Origin of the sequence: Actinomycetospora succinea, from assembly GCF_004363095.1 — a bacterium.
In the GTDB taxonomy this organism is placed as follows: domain Bacteria; phylum Actinomycetota; class Actinomycetes; order Mycobacteriales; family Pseudonocardiaceae; genus Actinomycetospora; species Actinomycetospora succinea.
This window is the reverse complement of record NZ_SNYO01000006.1, coordinates 154,314-169,453: the sequence shown is the minus strand read 5'-3', so window position 1 is coordinate 169,453 and position 15,140 is coordinate 154,314. Positions and strand designations below refer to the sequence as shown.

Sequence of the window (15,140 nt, the reverse complement as noted above, 5' to 3'; positions counted from 1 at the left end):
TCGCCCTGATCCACTTCTCCTCGCCGACCGCGGGCACCGTCCCGGGCGAGATCCACCGGAGGAATCCCGCATGGCCACTGTCATCCCCCGATTCAGCCCCCGCGGCGCCGCCGTCGCCGAGCTCCTCACCGACCTGGACGCCCTCGTCCGTCGTGAGGTGACCAGCGACCACGCCGGCACCGACAACTGGGACCGCGACGCCGAGCGCATCGCCGCCGAGGTCGCCACGACGCTCGCGCGCCTGCGCGACGACCTGCGCCGCCACCCGCTGCCCCGGCGGCGCTGATGCGGGCGCTCCCGCCGGTGCCGCTGGTGCGGCGCCGGCACATCGACCACGCGCGGGTGTGCTCGCAGGGCTGTCGGACCTCCTCGCCGACCCGACCCCTTCGCGACCGAGGAGAACCGTGACCAACACGCTGTCCCGCCCCACCACCGACTTCACCACCCTGCCCACCCCGCGCACCGAGGAGGAGTGGCTCGAGCGGGCCCGCCTCGTGCGCGGGCTGCTCGCCGCCGACGCCGCCGCGCGCGACGCGGCCGGTGCGACCCCGTACGCCGAGGTCGCCCTGCTCAAGGACGCCGGGCTCGTCACCCTGCTCGGCCCCGTCGAGCACGGCGGCGGCGGGCAGGAGTGGCCGACCGCCTACCGCGTCATCCGGGAGGTGGCCGCCGGCGACGGCTCGATCGGCCAGCTCCTCGGCTACCACCTGCTCTGGTTCTGGGCGGCGCGGCTGGTGGGCACGCCCGAGCAGATCGCGCAGGTGGAGGCCGAGGCCACCCGGCAGCGGTGGTTCTTCGGCGGCGCGGTGAACCCGCGCGACGCCGACGTCGTCATCCGCGACGAGGGCGACGAGATCGTCTACACCGGGCGCAAGTCGTTCTCGACCGGCAGCAAGGTGTCGGACGTGACCGTGCTCGAGGGGGTCGTCGAGGACACCGACACGCACGTCTTCGCGATCGTGCCGTCCGACCAGCCCGCGATCACCTTCCACGACGACTGGGACAACGTCGGCCAACGGCTCACCGAGTCGGGCAGCGTCACCCTCGACGGCGTGCGGGTGCCGTGGGAGGCCGCCGCCGGGTTCCGCGACAAGGTGTTCACGCCGCGGACCTACAACACGATGAACGTGCCGGTGATCCAGCTCGTGTTCGTCGCCTTCTACCTCGGGATCGCCCGCGGGGCGCTCGAGGAGGCGGCGCAGTACACGCGGGGGAGCACGCGGGCGTGGCTGCACAGCGGCCTGGAGCGGGCGGTCGACGAGCCGTACGTGATCGACACCTACGGGGACCTGACCGCCAAGCTCTGGGCCGTCGAGGCTCTCGCCGACGCGGTGGCCGCCGAGGCCCTGCCGATCCACCGCGACCCGGACGCGCTCACCGAGCGGGCCCGCGGGGAGCACGAGGTCCGCGTCGCGGCGGTGAAGGCGCGGGCGACGGACGTCGCGCTGGAGGTCACGAGCCGCGTGTTCGAGGTGCTCGGGGCGCGGGCGACGACGTCGACGCTCGCGTTCGACCGGTTCTGGCGCAACGTGCGGACGCACACGCTGCACGACCCGGTGGCCTACAAGCGCCGCGAGGTCGGGCGCCACGTGCTCGTCGACGAGCTGCCGACGCCGACCTGGTACAGCTGAGCCGGATCAGCGGCGCGGGCGCCACCGCAGGGGGCGGGGGAGGACGACGATCTTCCCCGTCGCCCGGTCGGCCTCCATGATCGAGTGTGCGTCCCGGATGCGCTCGATGGGGAAGACCTGGCCCAGCGGGACGCTCGCGCGGCCGGCGGCGACGTCGTCGAGGAACCCCTGCAGCACGTCGGCGGGGAGGTCGGTGGCGTCGCCGCCGTACGCGGTGAGCCGGACGCCGCGGGGCAGGTAGTCGATGGGGTAGAAGTCCGGCACCGTCCACTCGTTGGACAGCATCCCGGCGAAGCACACGACGCCGTGGCGTCGGGTGGCGCGCAGGGTGTCGGGCAGGGTCGGGGTGCCGACGAGCTCGAGGGCCGCGTCGACCCCGTCGCCGAGCGTGTCGTGCACCTGGCGGGCGACCTCGCCGTCGTCGATGAGCACGTGGTCGACGCCGACCGCCCGCAGCCGCGCGATCTTCGCCCCGGTGCGGGTCGTCGCCACGACCGTCAGCCCGCGGGCCTTCGCGAGCACGGCGGCCGCGAGGCCCACCGACGACGTTCCGCCCCTGATCAGCAGCGTCTGTCCTGCCTGCACGTCGAGCCCGTCGGTGAGCGCGCCGTACGCGGTCTGGAGCATCTCGGGGACGGCGCCGAGCGTCGGCCAGTCGAGGTCGCTGGTGAACGGGATGACCTGCGCGGCGGGCACGCAGGTGTACTCCGCGTACCCGCCGTCGAAGGTGCGGCCCATCCCGCCCATCATCGTGACCACCTGCTGGCCCGGGGCGAACTCGCCGCCGGGGCAGACGGCGACGACCCCGGTGGCCTCGATCCCGGGCACCCGCGGGAACGTCACGCCGTCCGCCAGCCCGAGGCGGGTGTGCAGCTCCGAGCGGTTGAGCCCGAACGCCTTCACCGCGATGAGCACATGCCCCGGCTCCGGCTCGGGGACGAGCAGTTCCTTGATCTGCAGGGCCTTCAGGTCCCCGGGCCCGCTGAGCACGACGGCACGCATCCTCGCCACGGGCATGATCCTGCCGCGCGTGAGGCCGCCGTCGCTACGCCGCGGAGAGGGTGTGGATCCCGCGCGGGCGGCCCTCGGCCTCGCGCTGCGCGACGCCTGCGCGCACCAGCGGGATGACCTCGCGGCCGAACTCCTCGGCGTCGGCGAGCAGGTCGTAGCCGCGCGCGGAGAGGATGTCGACGCCGATGTCCCAGTAGTCGAGCAGGGCCGCGGCGACGGTCTCCGGGGTGCCGACCAGGGCGTTCGAGTTGCCCCCGCCGCCGGTGGCCTGCGCCGTGGGCGTCCAGAGCGCCCGGTCGAAGCGCTCGCCGCGCGCGGCGACCGCGAGCAGCCGCTGCGAGCCGGCGTTCTCCGGGTCCTGCAGCCGGTGGCGGTTGGTCAGCGGCTGCGTGCCGCCCTGCGTGCGCTCCTCGATGCGCGCGACGGTGGCGTACGCCTTCTCCCACGCCGCCTCCTCGGTGGCGCCGAGGATCGGGCGGAACGCGACCTGGATGCGCGGCACGTCGCTGCGCCCCGCGGCCCGGGCGGCCGCGTGCACGGTGGCGATCTGCTGCGCGGTGTCGGCGAGCGGCTCGCCCCACAGCGCGTAGATGTCGGCCTCGGCCCCGCCGACCGCGTAGGCGGCGTCCGACGACCCGCCGAACGAGAGCCGGATGCGGGGCTGCTGGGCGGCCCGCACGTCGAGGGCGAAGTCCTCGAAGGCGTAGTGCTCGCCGGCGTGGTCCCAGGGCGCGGTCTCGGTCCAGGCCCGCTTGAGGATCTGCATGTACTCGCGGGTGCGCCCGTAGCGCGCGTCCTTGCTCAGCCGGTCGCCCTCGCGGGCCTGCTCGTGCTGGTTGCCGCCGGTGATGACGTGGACGGTGACGCGCCCGGAGCCGATGAGGTCCATCGTCGCGAAGGTCTTCGCCGCGAACGTCGGGATCGACAGGTTCGGGCGGTGGGCGACGAGCACCTGCAGGTCGTCCACGTGGTCGAGGATGTACGTCGCGGCCTGCGCGGGGTCGGGGCTGCCCGAGGAGTACGCGGTGAGCACGCGGTCCCAGCCGTTGTCGCGGTGGGCGCGGGCGAGGCGCAGCGTGTAGTCGGGGTCGAAGGCGGGACCCGAGCGCGGGTGGATCTCGGATCCGTCGTTGGTGGCGGCGATGCCGAGGAACTCGACGGGCATGGCGGTGCTCTTCCTGGGAGACGGATCGGGTCGGCTCGACCCGTCTCAGAGCGCCGACGCCAGACGACCCAGGTCGACGTGACGGCGCGACACCAGGAGGACCACGCGCTCCACGCTAGGCCGCGGTCGGGGAGAGCTCCAGGGGCAGGCACTCGGCGAGCAGCGCGACGACGTCGTCCCACGCCCGCGCCGCGTGCCGGGCGTGGAACCCGACGCCGGGGAGCACCTCCTGGTCCTGGTCGACCGGCGGGTGGTGGAACGCGTGCTGCGCGCCGCCGTAGACGACGAGGCGCCAGTCGACGCCCGCCGCCTGCATCTCGGCGGCGAAGGCCTCGCGCTGCTCCGGCGGCTGGATCGGGTCCTCCGAGCCCACGCCGGCCCACACCGGGCAGCCGATGTTCGCGGCCTCGCCCGGCCGGCCCGTGATCAGCCCGTTGACCGTCGCGATGGCGCGCAGCGGCACCCCGGCGCGCCCGAGCTCCAGCCCGATCGCGCCGCCGGTGCCGTAGCCGATCGCGGCGATCCGGTCCGGGTCGGTCCGCGGTTCGGCGAGCAGCACGTCGAGGGCCGCGTGCCCGATGTCGCGCATCCGCTCGGGGTCGCCGAGCAGCGGCATGACGCGCGCCAGCATCTCCTGCGGGTCGCGGATCCACCGCCCGCCGTGGATGTCGAAGGCGAGCGCGACGTACCCGAGCTCGGCGAGGGCGTCGGCGCGGCGGCGCTGGAAGTCGTTCAGGCCCGGCCCCTCCGGCCCGATCAGCACCGCCGGGCGCCGGCCGTCACCGTCCGGGAGCGCGAGGCGGCCGACCATCGTCAGCCCGTCGGCCGGGTAGGAGACCGAGCGCGTCGTCACCGTCATGGCACGGACGCTAGGGGCCGGGCGGGCGCCGTGGGCCCGTGTTCGCGGCCGGCGGACGCGTCAGCTCCAGTGGCGCGCCGCGACCGTCGGGTGCGAGCGCAGCCACCCGACCAGGGCGTTCTCGCCGTAGGCGGCGAGCAGGGGGTTGTCCGGGTCGTCGTTCGGGTCCCAGTCGCCGGTCTCCGCGGCGAGCTCCGGCGGCAGGTCGACGGGCTCGACGACGGCGTCGAGGCGCGGGCCGAGGAAGAACGCGACGGAGTAGCGGTCGACCCCCGCGGCCGGACTGACCACCCGGTGGCGGGTGGCGGTGAGGTGGCCGCGGGTGGCGACCTCGAGCATCTCGCCGATGTTGACGACGTAGCCGTCGGGGACCGGCGCGGCGCCGATCCAGTCGTCGGCGCCGGGGACCTGGACCTCGAGGCCGCCGACGTCGTCCTGGCGCAGCAGGGCCAGGAACCCGTAGTCCTTGTGCGCGCCGACGCCCTGCGCGGTCGCGGCTCCGCCCGGGTAGTGCAGGACCTTGAGGTGCAGGTGCGATTCCTCGTCGAACCAGCGGTCGAAGTGGTCCTCGGGCTGGCCCAGCGACGCCGCGAGCGCGCGCAGGATCTCCTGCGACACCCGCAGCGCCTCGTCCTGCCACGCGAGCACCGCGTCGCGCAGGGCGGGCTGGGCGGGCGGCCACTGGTTGGGCCCGACGAGCCCCCAGTAGCGCGCCTCGCCCTCCACCGGCGCCCGCTCGGGCCCGACGTCGATCTGTTCCCGCTGGTCGGCGGCGCCGCCGGTGCGCTCGGTGCCGACCCGGCTGTAGCCGCGGAAGTGCGGCGACGCGGTGTTCTCGATCGCGAGCCGGTCGTCGAGGGGCAGCGCGAAGAACCGGCGGACCTCCTCGTCGAGCCGCGTCGTCAGCTCCGGCGCGATGCCGTGACCGACGACGGTGAAGAAGCCGACCTCCCGCGCCGCGCGGCGCAGGTCGTCGAGGAACGCGTCGCGGTCCGCGGACCGGAACCGGCGCAGGTCGAGGACCGGGAGTCCGGACACGGGGTTCTCCTCTCCGAGGTGACGTCCAGCCTCGCCCAGCCGGCCGCGGGCCGCCAGCGGTTCAGACGCCGGCGGGGATCTCCGCGCGGGTCCAGTCGTTGACGAACTCCAGCCCCGAGCGCCGGAAGAGCTGCGTCACGGGGCAGCGGCGCTCGGTCTCCGAGATCAGCGTCGCGAACTGCTCCTCGCTGGCGTCGGTCTCGACGGTGGCGCGGACCTCGACCTTGTCGAAGTTCGCGTTGCCCTCGGCGCCGCCGACGAGGACGGCGGTGTCGAGGTCGCCCTGGATGTCGAAGGTCCAGGCGCCCAGGCGGATGCCGAGGTCCTTGGCGACGAGGGAGGCGGTGACCTGGTTGCACGAGGTCAGTGAGCCGAGGGCGTAGAAGAGCGGGCTCGGGGCCTCGTCGGCGCCGCCGAACGCGGGGTAGGCGTCGGTGGCGAAGACGTGACCGCCGGCGGTGAGCTTCTGCGCGACACCGGTGCCCTCGCCGTGCACGGCGAACGGGACGACGGTCTCCTTGGGCTGGATGGCCATGAGGGAGCCTTTCTCGGGCGTGGAGGAACACGCCGGGCACGGAACGGCCGGGCGTGGGGAAGGGGACGCGGGTGGATCAGCCGCGACGACAGGTCGTCGTCGCGAGCCGGCAGAGGTCGACGTGCAGTCGTCGCACCAGGGGGCCCACGCCCTCGTTCCTACCCGATAGCGCGCAACCGAACCAGACCGCAGAGCGCACGATCACGCACGCACCGTGTCCAGTGCGGCGCCGAGGTCGGCGATGAGGTCGTCGGGGTCCTCGAGGCCGACCGAGAACCGCAGGTGCCCGTACCGGCGGAACTCCTCGGGCCAGTGCGCGGCCCGCGCTCCCGTGGTCCCGACGTGCACGATCAGGCTCTCGTCGTGGCCCAGCGACACCGCCGAGGTGATGACGCGCAGGTCGGCGACGAACCGGTTCTGCAGCGCGGCGTCCCCCTCGAGCGCGAAGGCCATCATCCAGCCGTGCCCGCGCCCGTCGAACAAGCGGCGGGCGAGCGCGTGCTGCGGGTGGTCGGGCAGCCCCGGGTAGGTCACGTAGGCGATCGCCGGGTGGCCGGCGAGGAACTCCGCGACCCGCTGCGCGGAGGAGAGGTGCTGCCGCAGGCGCAGCGGCAGGGTGATCGCGCCCCGGGAGATCAGCCAGGCGTTGAACGGCGAGACGACCCCGCCGACGTCGACCATCGCCTCGGCCCGGATGGCGTCGACGTGCTCGCGCGCGCCCACGACCACCCCGCCCATCGCGTCGCCGTGCCCGTTGATCACCTTGGTCAGCGAGTGCACGACGAGATCCGCGCCGTCGGCGAGCGGCCGGTAGAGCGGGGGCGGGGTGAACGTGGAGTCCACCGAGAGCAGGGCGTCGCCCGCGTGCGCGATCTCCGCGAGCGCCGCGACGTCGCACACCCGCGTCGTCGGGTTGGCGATCACCTCGGTGTGGACCAGGCGGGTGTTCGGCCGCATCGCCGCGCGCACGGCGTCGGGGTCGCTGGTGTCGACGAACGTGGCCTGCACGCCGTAGCGCCGCGGGAGGATCTCGGCGAAGAGCCGGTACGACGCCTCGTAGGTGACGTCGGAGACCACGGCGTGGTCGCCGGTGCGCAGGAACGTGAAGAACACCCCGTGCAGCGCGGCGACGCCGGTCGCGAGCACGACGGCGTCCTCGCCCTGCTCGAGCAGCGCGAGCTTCTCCTGCAGCGCGCGCTGGTTGGCCCCGGTGTTGCGGGTGTAGAGCGGCACGTCGAACCCCGACCACGACAGCTCCTCGGGGTCGTCGGGGAGCGCGTAGGAGTTCGCCATGACGATCGGCGTGCGGATCGCGCCACTGCCGGCGTCGACGGCGTTGCCGGCGTGCACCGCCTGGGTCGCGAACCCGAGCGAGTCGGGGCGTTCCTTGTCCGGGCGCGTCACGTCCGTGATCGTGTCACTCGAGCTGGTCGCGGGCGGTGAGCAGCGAGAGGTAGGCCCACTCCAGGTCGCCCGCCGCGAGGTGCGCGCACGCCACACGGACGGCGGGGACGGCGGGCCCGTTCTCGCCGGTGCGCCCGATGTGGCGGGTCAGCGCCTCGCGCAGACGGCGGTCGAGCGCGGTGCGCGTGGCGTGGTCGAACGCGCCCGCGAGGCCGTCGAGCCGGGTGATCGCGGCCTCCACGGCGTGCAGGAGCGCGGTCGTGCTCGGTCGACGGGCGGCGGCCGCGATGCTGCGGGCGCGCCCCGCCGTGACGGTGCGGTGCGGGGCGATCCGGGTGACGGGCGGGTCGGACGGGACGGCGGTCATGACGGCTCCGGGGAGTGCGGAGCGCAGCACGGCGGGCCGTCGGGGCGCGGCACCGTGCCGCGCCCGAGGGGGAGATCGGGTCAGCGGCGCACGGACGTCGTGCGACAGCCGCTGGCCACGAGCCGGAGCAGGTCGACCCAGAAACGACGGACCAGCACCACGCCAGGTCCCGGTCCGCTCACACCGAGGAGCCTCGCACGACGGAGCGCGGATCACCACCCGCCGAGTGGACCGTCACCGGCCACCCGTCGTCACCGGCGCGCGGGCCCCGCGTCAGTGCTGGTGGCCGTTGCTGCTCGGCGGGAGGTCGAGCACGGGGTTCCCGTCGAAGAAGCCGCTCGGGCGCAGCATGAAGCCGATGGTCGACACCGGCATGACCGGCCAGTCCTCGGGCCGCACGACGTGGTGGGCGCCCATCGTGTACCAGACGACGACGTCGGCGTTCTCCAGCGGCCGGTCCCCGTCGAGGAAGGTCGGCAGGCCCGTGCTGCGCGGCTGCTGGAGCGGGTAGTCGCCCGCGGCGAAGCGCTGGGTCGGGTCGTACGCCGTGACCCACACCGAGTGCTCGGTGAACCCGGACCGCGGGGCGAAGAGCGCTTCGGACGAGTACATCGGCGGCACCGTGGCGCCAGGCATGAGCTGGTAGCCGGTCGGCCCGCCGACCGACGACGTCTCCTCCGGGTTCTCGATCCGCCACGTCCGCGCGTGCTGCGGCGCGACGTCGCGCCCGCCCTCGCGCTCGGAGGTGATCGGGGTCCGGCGGACCGTCCAGGCGTTGCCGTGCGGGTTGTCGGGTCCGGGCGGGCTCGGCACCGAGTCGAGCTCGACCACGGTGTTCCGGGGCCCGTCGACGGCCACGTCGAGGCGGACGCAGAAGAAGTGCTGGTGGTTCGGGCCGTAGAGGCCCGGCGCGACCAGCGACCCGTACGTCGGCGTCTCGCCCGGCGGGACCGCCGCGGTGGAGATCACCCCGGTCAGCTTGACCTTGTACTCGAGGACGCCGTCGTCGTAGAGGTACCAGAAGTAGCCGTACTCGTAGTTGCCGACGGTGACGATCGAGGAGATCACCAGGCGGCGCCGGCGGCGGACCTCGACGGCCCCGGTGCGGAAGTCGGTGTGCTTCCAGGCGATCCCGACGTCCTCCTCGTGCATGCAGATCGCGTTCTCGATGACCACCGGCTCGCCGTCCTGGTCGTTGACCACGCCGTCGAAGTAGTGGATGTGCCCGAGGCAGTCGCACCCGAGCCGCAACGAGTTCGCCAGCCAGCCCACGCCGTACTCGCCCTGGTCGAAGACGTTCTTGAACCGGTGGGTGGGCGCGGGGTCGCCGTAGGGGACGTACATCTCGACCAGCGACGCCCGGTTCAGCACGGGCCGCGAACGGCCGCGGTCGTCCCAGCTGACCTGGTGGAGGATCACGCCCTCGCGCGGCGAGAACCCGATGCGCAGGCGCCAGCGCTGCCAGCTCACGGCGTGCCCGTCGACGGTGAAGCTGGGGCCCTCGGGCTGGACGACGTCGAGGGGCTTGATGCCCTCGCGCAGCGCGTCCACCCGCGGCACGTTGTCCGGGTCGTGGATGAAGGGCTGCTCGTAGTTGCCGGGCTTCGGCGGGAACGGGACGACGCCGTTGTCCTGGACGTCGACGACCTCGCGCGCGTCGAGGTCGACGGTCACGATCAGCCCCTCGACCGGGCGGGCGTAGCCGTGCTCGCCGGGCGCGGCGCGCATCCAGGTCAGCGGGCGCAGGATGCGCCGGCGGGCGGGGTCGTCCTCGGGGCCGGTCCAGCTCGACGCCCACGGGTCGACCATGGCGAGGTCGAGGTCGGTGACGCCGCGCCGGCGCATGGCCTCCTGCCAGCGGGGATCGGCGCGCACGATGTCCTCGCAGGCGAAGAACTCCTCGCCGGTGACCGGCGACTGCACGCCGGGCCGGGACTCGAACGCGACGACCTCGCCGTCGGTCAGCGACACGACGGCCTCGTAGACCATCCGCTCGGACCGCTCGTAGAGCACGATCTCGGCCTCGCGGGCCAGGCGGGCGTTCCCGGCCAGGGCCTGCTTGCTCGGCTCGTGCAGGGTCACGAAGACGAACCGTGCGGTGTCGGCCAGGCCGCGCCGGTCGCGCAGGACCCGGGCGGCCTCGCGGATCTCGTCGCCGGAGAGCGGTTCGAGCGGGTGGACGCGGCCCCGGCCGGTCTCGACGGTTGTGGGCTCCTCGAGTGCGGTCACGGCGGGTTCTCCCTCGTCGGTGGACAGGACCGGTGTCGGTTTCGTCCCTGCGTACACGGCCGGGCATCGGGGCCTCAAGGAGCGAGCAGTGCCGACGCCGACCACGACGATCACCGGCCGGCGCGCCGGGGTCGCGGCGACGCGCGGCGCGGTCGGGTCCGCAGGTCGGCGTTCCGTGAGTGATCCGGGGCCCTGGGTGATCGGCGTCGCACCGATGGCCGTACCGGGCGCGTAAGCCCTTGGCCTGCGGCGACGGTTCCGCTAGGAACTCCTGTGTGAGCCGTCGGGGGGTGCTGGTGCGTCGACGTCACGTCGACCTGTGCCGCGTCTCCGTCATGGGCTGTCGCCCCGGCCGCTGAGCACACCTCTCCTCCCGGGTCCGGACGCGACGAGCGCGGACCCGATCTTTCTCGATCACGCACATCCCAGGAGCACCCGATGACCACCCCGACCGTCAACAACAACGTCAACAGCGACGCCCTGCTGCAGGCGCGCGACGCACTCAAGGAGGCCCCGCAGGCCGCCGAGTTCGTCTGGAAGGTGACCTCCGAGTGGAAGGACGGCACCTACTCGCGCCAGACCATCGAGCACTTCTCGGGCCTCGGCGCGGCCCAGCAGCACAAGCAGGCCTTCACCCTCGAGGGCGACCACCCGGAGGTCTTCGCCTCCGAGGACCGGGCGCCGACGCCGGTCGAGACGGTGCTCGCCGGCCTCGCGGGCTGCCTGACGGCGGGCGTCGCGGCCGTCGCCCAGAACCGTGGGATCCAGCTGCACTCGGTCAGGGCGACCGTCGAGGGCAACCACAACGTGCTCGGCATCCTCGGCGGTGACCCCGAGGTCCGCAACGGCTTCAACGACGTCAACGTGCGCTTCGACATCGACGCCGACGCGAGCCCGGAGGACATCGCCGCGCTCGTGGCCCAGTCGCAGAAGCGCTCGGCGGTGTTCGACGCGCTGGCCAACCCGACGAACGTGAACGTCAGCGTGGGCTGACCGGCTCCGGGGCAGCGCTCCGCGGCGGTGTCGACCGGCCCGCGAGGTGGTCCGCCAGGTGGGCGGCCAGCTCGGCGGTGTCCTGGTCGGCACCGCCGATGTACGTCGAGCGCCGGCGGCGCAGCAGGCTCGACCCGAGCACGTAGACGCCCGGGGCGCCCGCGACGACGCCGCCGTCGTGCTGCAGGCGGCCCTTGTAGTCGAGCACGGGCAGCGCGAGCCAGGAGTGGTCGGGGCGGTAGCCGGTCGCCCAGAGCACGGTCCGGATGCCGTCGCGCGCCAGGTCGATCTCGATGCGCGGCGACGTGCCGACGCTCGTGGGCTCGGGGCGGTGGGGGTCGCCGAGGTCGTCGTAGCCCGCCTCCTGCGCCCAGGTGTCGTACCGGTCGAGGAGCCGGTTGAGCTTGAGGTCGGCGAGCCGGACGGTGTTGGCGAGCCCGCCGGAGAACTGGGCCACGCCGTCGCGCAGGCGCCCGACCTTGCCGACCACCTCCACCCCGCGTGCCTGCAGCGTGCCCAGGTCGATGTCGCTGTGGCTCGGGCTGCCGACGAGCTGGGGCGAGGGGGTGTGGCGCGCGCGGATGATGTCGTCGACCTCGTCGTAGCGCTCGTCGAGCACTCCGGCCCGCTCCATCCACCAGAAGGCGTCGCGGCCGCGGTAGGTGCGCGGCATGCGGACGTGCTCGCCGGTGGCGATGGTGACGCGGCGCCCGCTGCGCGCGAGCTCGTCGGCGAGCTGCACGCCACTGGCTGACGCGCCGACGACCAGGACGCCGCCCTCGGGGACGTCGTCGGGCGAGCGGTAGCGGGCGGTGCTGATCGAGACGACGTCATCGGGCACCCCCTCGGCCGCGGCGGGCAGGGCCGCGACGTTGTTGGCGCCGCTGGCGAGGACGACGCTCGCGCAGGTCCAGGTGCCGCGGTCGGTGGTGACCTCGTAGCCCCCGTCGTGCGGCGCGACGCGCAGGACCGTGGTGCCGGTGTGCACGGGCGCGGCGACCGTCGCGGCGTAGCCGTCGAGGTAGGACACGAGCTCGGGGACCGTGAGGAAGCCGGCGGGGTCGGCGCCGGCGGGGCCGTCGTCGCCGGGGAGCCCGAGGTGCCAGGTAGGGGTGAGCAGGCGCAGCGAGTCCCAGCGCTCGGTGCGCCAGGAGTTCGCGACCTCGCCGCGCTCGAGCACGACGTGGTCGATCGACCGGTCGGTGAGCTGCCTGCTCATCGCGAGACCGGCGTGACCTGCGCCGATGATGACGGTGGTCGCGTGCACGGAGTTCAACCTAGCCCGCGCACGTGAGCGGAATTCACGGCTATAGCCGTGAATTCCGCTCACGTGAGGCGTCGGTCACGCCTCGACGCTCACCGCGGCGACGGTGGTGGGGGAGGGCGCGAGGCCGAGGTGCTCACGCAGCGTCGTGCCCTCGTACTCGGTGCGGAACGAGCCCTTCTCCTGCAACAGCGGCACCACCTGGTCGGCGAACACGTCCATGCCGCCCGGGGTGATGTGCGGGACGAGGACGAAGCCGTCGGAGGCGTCGGACTGCACGAACTCGTCGATCGTGTCGGCGACGCGCTGCGGGGTGCCGACGAACGTGTGGCGCCCGTTCTTGCGGATCACGACCTCGCGCAGCGACAGGCCCTCGCGCTCACCCAGCTCGCGCCACTCGTTCGCGGTCGCGACGGGGTCGCGGTACATCCGCACGCTCGCCCGGCCCTTCGAGATGTGCCCGCCGGAGTCGACGTCGTCCTCGGTCTTCGGGTCGAACGAGGGCACCGGGCCGTCGGGGTCGACGTCGGAGAGGTCGCGGTTCCAGACCTGCTCGGCGAACGCGATCGCCGTCGCGGGCCCGACCTGCTGGTATTGCACCTGACGCGCGTTCTCCGCAGCCTCCTCCTCGGTGTCCCCGAGCACGAACGTCGCCGCCGGCAGGATCTTGAGGTCCTCGGGGCGGCGCCCGAACTTCGCGAGCCGCGCCTTCACGTCGGCGTAGAACTCCTGGCCGGCCTCCAGCTCCGCGTGCCGGGTGAAGATCGCGTCCGCGCTGGAGGCGGCGAACTCGCGACCCTCCTCGGAGTCGCCGGCCTGGATGATCACCGGGCGGCCCTGGGGGCTGCGCGGCACCGGGAAGCGCCCCGAGATGTCGAACTGGTCCGAGCGGATCGCGAACCGCCCGGCGTCCCCGTGGCGCAGGAACTGCCCGGACGCGGCGTCGGCGAGCACCTCGTCGGCGGGCCACGAGTCCCACAGCGCCTGCGCGGTCGCGAGCATCTCCTGGGCGCGCAGGTAGCGCTTGTCCTTGGGCAGGTAGCCGCCGCGGCGAAAGTTCTCGCCGGTGAACTCGTCCCAGCTGGTGACGACGTTCCACGCGGCGCGCCCGCCGGAGAGGTGGTCGAGCGTCGCGAGCTTGCGGGCGACGTCGAGCGGCTCGTTGAACGTCGAGTTCACGGTGCCGGCCAGGCCGATGTGGTCGGTGACCGCGGCCAGGGCCTGCAGGATCGCGACGTTGTCGGGCCGGCCCATGACGTCGAGGTCGTAGATCCGCCCGCCCTGCTCGCGCAGGCGCAGGCCCTCGGCGAGGAAGAGGAAGTCGAACTTGGCGCGCTCGGCAGTCTGCGCGAAGTGCCGGAACGACTCGAACTCGATGTGGCTGCCCGAGGCCGGGTCGCTCCAGACCGTCGTGTTGTTGACGCCGGGGAAGTGGGCGGCGAGGTGGATCTGCTTCTTCGGCATGTCGCTCCTCAGACTCGCGCGTAGCGGTCGGCGGGCCGCGCGAGGCCGAAGTGGCCCCGCAGCGTGGCGGCGTCGTAGGCGGTCCGGTACAGCCCCCGGCGCTGGAGCTCGGGGACGAGCTCGCGGGTGATGCGGGGCAGGTCGTGGGCGGTGACGGCGGGGCGCAGGCGGGCGCCGGCGAGCCCGGCGTCGTGCCAGGACGCGAGGACGTCGGCGACGTCGGTGGCGGTCCCCGTGAGGATGCGCGCGTCGCTGCGCAGCTCGCTGCCGTCGGTCTCGTCGAGGCGGGCCAGGCGCGCGCGGGCGGCGTCGGCGCTGTCGTCGAGCACGACGAGCAGGTCGCCGAGGACGTGCAGCGGGTCGCCGTCCCGGCCGACCGAGGCCTCCTCCGCCCGGACCTGCCGCAGGATCGCCTCGGCGTCGCCGGTCGGGCCGTCGCGCCCGACCCCGCCGGGGGTCACGAACACGAGGTCGGCGCCGCGAGCGGCGAGCCGGTAGGCGACGTCGACGTGCGCGAGGGCGCTGACCAGCGGCTGGCCCTGCGGCGGACGTGGGGTGATCGAGGGCCCGCGCACCGAGAAGTGCCCGCCCTCGAAGTCGATGTAGTGCAGCTTGTCGCGGTCGACGAACCGGCCCGTGGCGGCGTCGCGGATCTCGGCGTCGTCCTCCCACGAGTCCCAGAGGCGGCGCTGGACCTCGATGTGGTCGGCGGCCTCGTCGAACAGGCTCTCCCGGCTCTCGGCGCCGGCCTCGCGACGCCCGAACAGCGCGTACTCCTCGTCGCGCGACGACACCCGGACCCGCACGCCGGCGCGGCCGGTGGTCGCGAAGTCCAGCGTCGCGATCTCGGTGGAGACGTGGAACGGCTCGGTGTGAGTGGTGACGACCGTCGGGACCAGGCCGATGTGGCTGGTCACGGGGCCGACGCGCAGGGCGACGAGCTGCGCGTCGAGACGGCCCTGCGCCCGGTCGGCGCGGTCGCCGTCGAGGGCGAAGGAGTCCTCGAAGGTCACGAGGTCCGCGAGGCCCGCCTCGGCCTCGCGGACCTGGTCGACCCAGAAGCCCGCGGTGAACAGCTCGTCGGCGCGGGCCCCGGGCTCACGCCACGACGCGGGGTGCCAGCCGGTGCCGTCGAGGGCGATCGCGAGGTGCAGTGACGGTTCCTGGGACATGGTCCTCC

Annotated in this window: 14 protein-coding genes; 3 read left to right on the top strand and 11 right to left on the bottom strand. The window is 73.8% G+C overall.

Translation table 11 applies throughout. The annotated features are described in order from the left end of the window. The first annotated feature begins 70 nt into the window (after positions 1–70). The gene (locus EV188_RS20955) at positions 71–286 is read left to right on the top strand and encodes a hypothetical protein (protein WP_133828245.1); all 216 of its coding nucleotides are present in this window, start codon (positions 71–73) and stop codon (positions 284–286) included. Positions 287–404: 118 nt separating this feature from the next. Further along, entirely contained in the window at positions 405–1,631 is a 1,227-nt protein-coding gene (locus EV188_RS20950; protein ID WP_424922943.1) for an acyl-CoA dehydrogenase family protein, read from the top strand. A gap of 6 nt (positions 1,632–1,637) precedes the next feature. Here the strand turns inward: EV188_RS20950 and EV188_RS20945 are convergent, their stop codons facing one another. From EV188_RS20945 to EV188_RS20910, 8 genes are all read right to left on the bottom strand, one after another. Next, on the bottom strand, positions 1,638–2,633 hold the full coding sequence (locus tag EV188_RS20945; RefSeq protein ID WP_133828377.1) for a zinc-binding alcohol dehydrogenase family protein: 996 nt from the start codon (positions 2,631–2,633) through the stop codon (positions 1,638–1,640). Positions 2,634–2,676: 43 nt separating this feature from the next. After that, a complete protein-coding gene (locus tag EV188_RS20940; RefSeq protein ID WP_133828244.1) occupies positions 2,677–3,807 on the bottom strand; it encodes an LLM class flavin-dependent oxidoreductase in 1,131 nt (376 codons plus the stop codon). Between the two features lie 115 nt (positions 3,808–3,922). After that, positions 3,923–4,666 (bottom strand): dienelactone hydrolase family protein, encoded by a 744-nt coding sequence (locus tag EV188_RS20935; RefSeq protein ID WP_133828243.1) that lies wholly within the window; start codon positions 4,664–4,666, stop codon positions 3,923–3,925. A gap of 60 nt (positions 4,667–4,726) precedes the next feature. Next, positions 4,727–5,704 carry an isopenicillin N synthase family dioxygenase gene (locus EV188_RS20930; protein ID WP_133828242.1) on the bottom strand — a complete coding sequence of 326 codons (978 nt, stop codon included), beginning with the start codon at positions 5,702–5,704 and terminating at the stop codon, positions 4,727–4,729. 61 nt (positions 5,705–5,765) lie between these two features. Continuing rightward, a complete protein-coding gene (locus EV188_RS20925) occupies positions 5,766–6,239 on the bottom strand; it encodes an OsmC family protein (protein WP_133828241.1) in 474 nt (157 codons plus the stop codon). A 201-nt stretch (positions 6,240–6,440) separates the two neighbouring features. Beyond that, positions 6,441–7,643 carry a trans-sulfuration enzyme family protein gene (locus EV188_RS20920; RefSeq protein ID WP_133828240.1) on the bottom strand — a complete coding sequence of 401 codons (1,203 nt, stop codon included), beginning with the start codon at positions 7,641–7,643 and terminating at the stop codon, positions 6,441–6,443. A 13-nt stretch (positions 7,644–7,656) separates the two neighbouring features. Next, the gene (locus EV188_RS20915; protein WP_133828239.1) at positions 7,657–8,010 is read right to left on the bottom strand and encodes a hypothetical protein; all 354 of its coding nucleotides are present in this window, start codon (positions 8,008–8,010) and stop codon (positions 7,657–7,659) included. 273 nt (positions 8,011–8,283) lie between these two features. After that, complete coding sequence (locus EV188_RS20910; protein WP_133828238.1) at positions 8,284–10,239, bottom strand: primary-amine oxidase; 1,956 nt, start codon at positions 10,237–10,239, stop codon at positions 8,284–8,286. Positions 10,240–10,677: 438 nt separating this feature from the next. On the opposite strand from EV188_RS20910, the gene EV188_RS20905 reads away from it, so the two are divergent. Further along, complete coding sequence (locus EV188_RS20905) at positions 10,678–11,232, top strand: OsmC family protein (protein WP_133828237.1); 555 nt, start codon at positions 10,678–10,680, stop codon at positions 11,230–11,232. Here EV188_RS20905 and EV188_RS20900 read toward each other — a convergent pair. The 3 genes from EV188_RS20900 to EV188_RS20890 form a co-directional block, all read right to left on the bottom strand. Continuing rightward, a complete protein-coding gene (locus EV188_RS20900) occupies positions 11,219–12,499 on the bottom strand; it encodes a flavin-containing monooxygenase (RefSeq protein ID WP_208114308.1) in 1,281 nt (426 codons plus the stop codon). The genes EV188_RS20905 and EV188_RS20900 overlap by 14 nt on opposite strands. 75 nt (positions 12,500–12,574) lie before the next feature. Beyond that, entirely contained in the window at positions 12,575–13,960 is a 1,386-nt protein-coding gene (locus EV188_RS20895) for an NtaA/DmoA family FMN-dependent monooxygenase (RefSeq protein ID WP_133828235.1), read from the bottom strand. Positions 13,961–13,968: 8 nt separating this feature from the next. Further along, positions 13,969–15,132: an LLM class flavin-dependent oxidoreductase gene (locus EV188_RS20890; RefSeq protein ID WP_133828234.1), complete on the bottom strand. Its 1,164-nt coding sequence runs from the start codon at positions 15,130–15,132 to the stop codon at positions 13,969–13,971. Positions 15,133–15,140 lie beyond the last annotated feature (8 nt).

Excerpts from the sequence above, each read along its gene's own strand:
- EV188_RS20895 (WP_133828235.1), bottom strand. The coding sequence starts at position 13,960 with ATGCCGAAGAAGCAGATCCACCTCGCCGCCCACTTCCCCGGCGTCAAC.
- EV188_RS20905 (WP_133828237.1), top strand. The coding sequence starts at position 10,678 with ATGACCACCCCGACCGTCAACAACAACGTCAACAGCGACGCCCTGCTG.
- EV188_RS20915 (WP_133828239.1), bottom strand. The coding sequence starts at position 8,010 with ATGACCGCCGTCCCGTCCGACCCGCCCGTCACCCGGATCGCCCCGCAC.
- EV188_RS20935 (WP_133828243.1), bottom strand. The coding sequence starts at position 4,666 with ATGACGGTGACGACGCGCTCGGTCTCCTACCCGGCCGACGGGCTGACG.
- EV188_RS20940 (WP_133828244.1), bottom strand. The coding sequence starts at position 3,807 with ATGCCCGTCGAGTTCCTCGGCATCGCCGCCACCAACGACGGATCCGAG.
- EV188_RS20925 (WP_133828241.1), bottom strand. The coding sequence starts at position 6,239 with ATGGCCATCCAGCCCAAGGAGACCGTCGTCCCGTTCGCCGTGCACGGC.
- EV188_RS20890 (WP_133828234.1), bottom strand. The coding sequence starts at position 15,132 with ATGTCCCAGGAACCGTCACTGCACCTCGCGATCGCCCTCGACGGCACC.
- EV188_RS20945 (WP_133828377.1), bottom strand. The coding sequence starts at position 2,633 with ATGCGTGCCGTCGTGCTCAGCGGGCCCGGGGACCTGAAGGCCCTGCAG.
- EV188_RS20955 (WP_133828245.1), top strand. The coding sequence starts at position 71 with ATGGCCACTGTCATCCCCCGATTCAGCCCCCGCGGCGCCGCCGTCGCC.